Genomic DNA, 4,430 nt, shown 5'->3' with positions numbered 1-4,430 from the left:
CATCAGCGATTTCCCGGTTACACCGGTGTCGCCGTTTTGGCCTTCTATAAAGCTGCCAATGGCGGCGGCTTCCGGCGTAACATATTGTTTAATGCCGGTGGGCGCAGGCGCTGCGGCATATACATAGCCCCAGTCGATGCGCAGGTTATCTCCCTTCTTTTGCAGCACGGGCTGTTCCGTGGTACCGGCGCGCAGTATCTGCAGGCCTTTCTTCAGGTACTGGGAGGCATGTACCTCCTGGGTAGGCTGGTTTACCGCCAGGTTGGTAGATACGCCCTGGTAAACGAGCACATTATGCGCCTTGCCGTCTGTTGACGTGGCCTTATAAGTAATATAAGACACGGGTTTTGAGAGCAGCGCCAGGTTGGTAAGCACCAGCGGAGAGGTAAAGGTTACCTCCAGGTTTACCGGGCCGCAGGTAAAGGTGTACATGGTTTGTGTAGCGGTTACTTTCCGGCCGGTTTGCGCAGCTACTTTTACCGCGGCATCGGTTTTATTTTCCAGCTCTTCAGTGATGCCGGCATCTATCCAGGTGCCGCCGCCGGTATTGTTGCAATGCACGGCCAGCACGTTCTCACCTGCTACCAGCTTTGATTTGGCTTCATCCGTAAGCGTTATCATTTCATAATCGCCGTTGGCGCCGCCTTCTGCAGCAATCTTTTGCCCGTTCAGGTACACTTCTGCGCCGTCATCATGAAAAAGGCGCAGCAGCAGCTTGCCTTTCGGTAAGGTAGCCAGCTTGAACTTACGGCGTACCCAAATATCCTTGCCAGTCCATTTTATGCCTGCTTTGGCGCGGTTATCGCCAAACGGGCCGGCGCCTGTTTTCCAGGCATGGTCATCAAACTTTGCTTTTTCCCAGCCTTTGGCGGGTGCTGTTTCCACCAGGTATTTACAGGTATAAGCCTGCTCGTCGCCTGCGGGCAGTATGGTTTTATACTCCGGGGCGGCCTTGCCCATGAAGCGGTAATAATCGCCATCTACTTTCAGTATGCCCAGCAGTGATTGCTCCCGGCCAGTCCAGTGGCGGGTTACGGAAGAGGTAAGCTCGTCTGTATTAGACCAGATACTGAAATACGTGTTATGCGTGATTAACGGGTACGCAGGCATTTTATCCTGTGCCTGCAGGGTTGTTCCAATAGCCATTACGGTTAGCACACCGGTGGCACAGATTTTTTTAAAAAGTCCATTCATGAGCGGGTGAATTAATATGCGCTTTTTATATAAACAAACTGGTTTTAGTGATGCTTTTTGCCTGGTTTCGGGAACACCTTATGCGTGTTGGCCCATTGCCGCCACAGGCTGTCCAGCTGGCGCACCTTACCAGGGTGCTGCGCTGCCAGGTCGTTGGTTTCCGTTCTGTCAACAGCCAGGTTGTACAGATGCCAGGTGCTGTCGTTGCTTGCAGATACCAGCTTCCATGCCCCCTGCCTGGCGTACCGGGCGCCAAAATGTTCATTGAACAGCGCTTCATGGCCTGGTGTTTTCAGGCTGCTGAAAGAGGGTACCAGGCTAATACCGGTTGTAGGCTGTATAGGCTTGCCGTTATACGTTTGCGGGTATTCCGCGCCTGCCAGATCGATAAAGGTACGCATGAAATCCATAACATGCCCTACGTGCGGGTTAAAACTGCCCCTGGGCGCCTTAATGCCCTTGGGCCAGAAAGCGATCAACGGCGTGTGTATGCCGCCTTCATACGACTCTGCTTTCCAGTACTGGTAAGGCGTATTGGCCACATTGGCCCAACGCTGGCCAATAGAGGAATAAGTGGTTTCCGGGCCGGGCATGGCCTGTTTTTCTGTTGCATAAACGATCTTACGGCCGTCGCGGGTTTCGTTAGGACGGTCAAAGCCCGGACCGTAGGCAGCGCAGTTTTCAGGACTGGCGCCATTGTCCGACAGGAACAGGATCAATGTATTATCCAGCTGGCCGGTTTGCCGCAGCGCATTAATTATGCGGCCTATGCCCTGGTCCATGCGGTCAATCATAGCGGCATGCACGGCCATGGCAGCGGCATCCCATACTGTATCGGGGTTGTTCTTCCACTCCAGGTCGGCCTTCCAGCGTTCTGAAAGCTTTGTTTTTGCAGGATCTATTAGCCCCATTTTTACCATTTTTTTGTAACGCGCTTCGCGGATGGCCTGCCAGCCCACTTTATAGGTGTCTTTATATTTGGCAATATCTTCCGGCAATGCCATTAAAGGCCAGTGCGGGGCATTTTCCGCTACATACAGGAAAAAGGGCTTGTCGGACCCGGCATAGCCCTTAATATAGGCGACTGCGGTATCGTTAATGGCATCGGTATGGTAATAGTTGGCCGGCACCTCTTTAATAGGGGTGGTGCCGCTTACCAGGCTAAACGGATCGTAGTAATCCACCACGCCCCAGATGGTGCCGAAGTATTTTTCAAAACCCCGGCTGGTGGGGTACTGGCTGACAGGTGAAAATTCGTTGTGGTAGGTATGGTGGTTCAGCCAGTCGAGCTGCGCCTGGCGGGAAGGCTGCCCGTTAGTGTTTGACACGTGCCATTTGCCCGACATGGCGGTGTGGTAGCCCGCGCCTTTCAGCACTTCGGCCAGGGTAACGGCACTGTCGGTAAGGTGGCCCAGGTAGCCCGGCTCGTCTTCCGCATCGGTCATTTTACCTATGCCGGCCTGCTGGTTGTATAAGCCGGTAAGCAGGGAAGCACGGGTAGGACAGCAGCGGGAGGTATTATAAAACTGCGTATAGCGGATGCCGTTATGCGCCAGGAAATCGATATTGGGCGTATGAATTTCGCCGCCATAGCAGCCCGGGTCTGAAAAGCCCATATCATCGGCCAGTATTACAATAATATTGGGCCGTTTAGGCTTTGCCGGCGCAGGGTCCGGGCTGTTTTTCCTAAAGGCGCTCAGTGCTAACAGCGATGCTGCGCTCACTGCCAGTAACCCGGCATAAACGGGCGTCTTTTTTATCTTCATGGTCCAGATATTTCGGTTGTTCAATAGTTTACCAGGCGGCTCCCGGTGCTTGTTCAGGATAATTTTCTGCCGTGGAACAGGCCAAAGATAATCATGCTGCCGACATTTTTGTAATCGATTACGCAAATGTTTAAAAAGTGGCAAAATACTGTTTCCTGTAGGCCGTTGGGCTTTGGCCGGTGTGTTTCTTAAACAGGCGGTTCAGGTGGCTTTCATCAGTGAAGCCGAATTCAAAGGCAATATCACGGATGCGGTTATCCGTAAAGCGCAGGCGGGTTTCAATGAGCTTCATCTTATAGGTGATGATATACTGCTGCAGCCCCTCTCCTGTTATCTTTTTAAAATATTCGCTGATGTAGTTGGGCGAGATATTGAAATGCGCCGCTATTTTCTCCACCTTCAGCTGCTCCGGCGCATAAATGTGTTCGTGTATATAGTTCAGCAGCGGCAAAACAGCGTCTGACGGCGGCGCTTTTGCCCCGCCGTTGGCCTGCTGTGAAATGTTGCGGGCCGCCACTGTAATAAGGCTGTTGACCAGCTGCGCCATCACCGCCTCCCGGTGCGGGTAAGCGTTGCTGTTCTCCTGCGCCAGCGCTTCCACCAGGGCGCGTACCAGCGGCTTATCGGCCATGGTTTTAACAATACAGCCCGGCAGGTGGTTATGGTTGTGGAAAATAAACTCCATCTTCTTTACCCATTCCGCGGGTTGGTGTTTCAGGTAGCTGTTGTTGAAGCGGATGAAGAAAAAGCGGGTGGTTTCCTGCACCTCAAAGCCGTGCAGGTCCTGCGGGAAAACCAGGAACAGCTTATCAGATATATAAGGCAGCTGGTGCCTGTTGATATGCTGTATGCCCCTGCCTTCCAGGATAAATACCATTTCAAAAAAGGTTTTTTTATGTACAGGAGCGTAGTACTCGCTGGTTTCCAGCAGCTCCAGCTCATAAGGGCGGTAAAGGTTCCTGATCTCCATACCTGTAAAAATACAGATCATCCCTTTAATTGTACAAAGGCAGGCGTACCGGGATGCTGATCTTTGCGATACCAATTAAAAACAAACAACCATATGAATGCTGTTTCTTTCCTTTTTTTACGGCTGGCCATTGGCGCCAGCTTTTTCGGACATGGCCTGGTGCGGCTGCCCAAGCTGCATGCTTTCAGCGGGTGGATGGTGGGCAGCTTCCAGAAATCCATGCTGCCCGAAGCGCTGGTAACACCTTTCAGCTATGCGCTGCCTGTTGCTGAATTTATTGTTGGACTGCTGCTGCTTGCCGGGCTGTTTACCAGGGGCGCCGCTATTGGCGGCTGCATCATAATGGTGCTGCTGATATTTGGCACCTGTTTGATAGAGAACTGGGAGGCGCTGACCTCCCAGCTGGTTCACGTGGCTTTGCTGGTAATAGTGCTGCAGTTTATACAAAGCAACAGCTGGGCCGTTGACAGGGTAATTAAGAATTAATAATGAAAAATTAA

4 protein-coding genes are annotated in these 4,430 nt (G+C 52.2%); 1 reads left to right on the top strand and 3 read right to left on the bottom strand.

The window, feature by feature from the left end; all coding sequences use genetic code 11:
- The 3 genes from VFS25_RS03280 to VFS25_RS03270 all read right to left on the bottom strand — a co-directional run.
- The coding region (locus tag VFS25_RS03280) for a DUF5127 domain-containing protein (protein ID WP_326460685.1) at positions 1 to 1,194 on the bottom strand (1,194 nt) is incomplete at its 3' end.
- A gap of 44 nt (positions 1,195 to 1,238) precedes the next feature.
- A complete protein-coding gene (locus tag VFS25_RS03275) occupies positions 1,239 to 2,960 on the bottom strand; it encodes an arylsulfatase (protein WP_326460684.1) in 1,722 nt (573 codons plus the stop codon).
- Between the two features lie 130 nt (positions 2,961 to 3,090).
- Positions 3,091 to 3,951 (bottom strand): AraC family transcriptional regulator, encoded by an 861-nt coding sequence (locus tag VFS25_RS03270; protein WP_326460683.1) that lies wholly within the window; start codon positions 3,949 to 3,951, stop codon positions 3,091 to 3,093.
- Positions 3,952 to 4,023: 72 nt separating this feature from the next.
- Between VFS25_RS03270 and VFS25_RS03265 the strand changes: the two genes are divergently transcribed.
- Complete coding sequence (locus tag VFS25_RS03265; protein WP_326460682.1) at positions 4,024 to 4,416, top strand: DoxX family protein; 393 nt, start codon at positions 4,024 to 4,026, stop codon at positions 4,414 to 4,416.
- The last annotated feature ends 14 nt before the right edge of the window (positions 4,417 to 4,430 follow it).

Source organism: Chitinophaga sp. (genome assembly GCF_035761305.1).
In the GTDB taxonomy this organism is placed as follows: domain Bacteria; phylum Bacteroidota; class Bacteroidia; order Chitinophagales; family Chitinophagaceae; genus Chitinophaga.
The sequence above is the reverse complement of the archived record's forward strand: the minus strand, read 5'-3'. Positions and strand labels throughout refer to the sequence as shown.

Coding starts and splice junctions, on each gene's coding strand:
- VFS25_RS03270 (WP_326460683.1), bottom strand. CDS start 3,951: ATGATCTGTATTTTTACAGGTATGGAGATCAGGAACCTTTACCGCCCT.
- VFS25_RS03275 (WP_326460684.1), bottom strand. CDS start 2,960: ATGAAGATAAAAAAGACGCCCGTTTATGCCGGGTTACTGGCAGTGAGC.
- VFS25_RS03265 (WP_326460682.1), top strand. CDS start 4,024: ATGAATGCTGTTTCTTTCCTTTTTTTACGGCTGGCCATTGGCGCCAGC.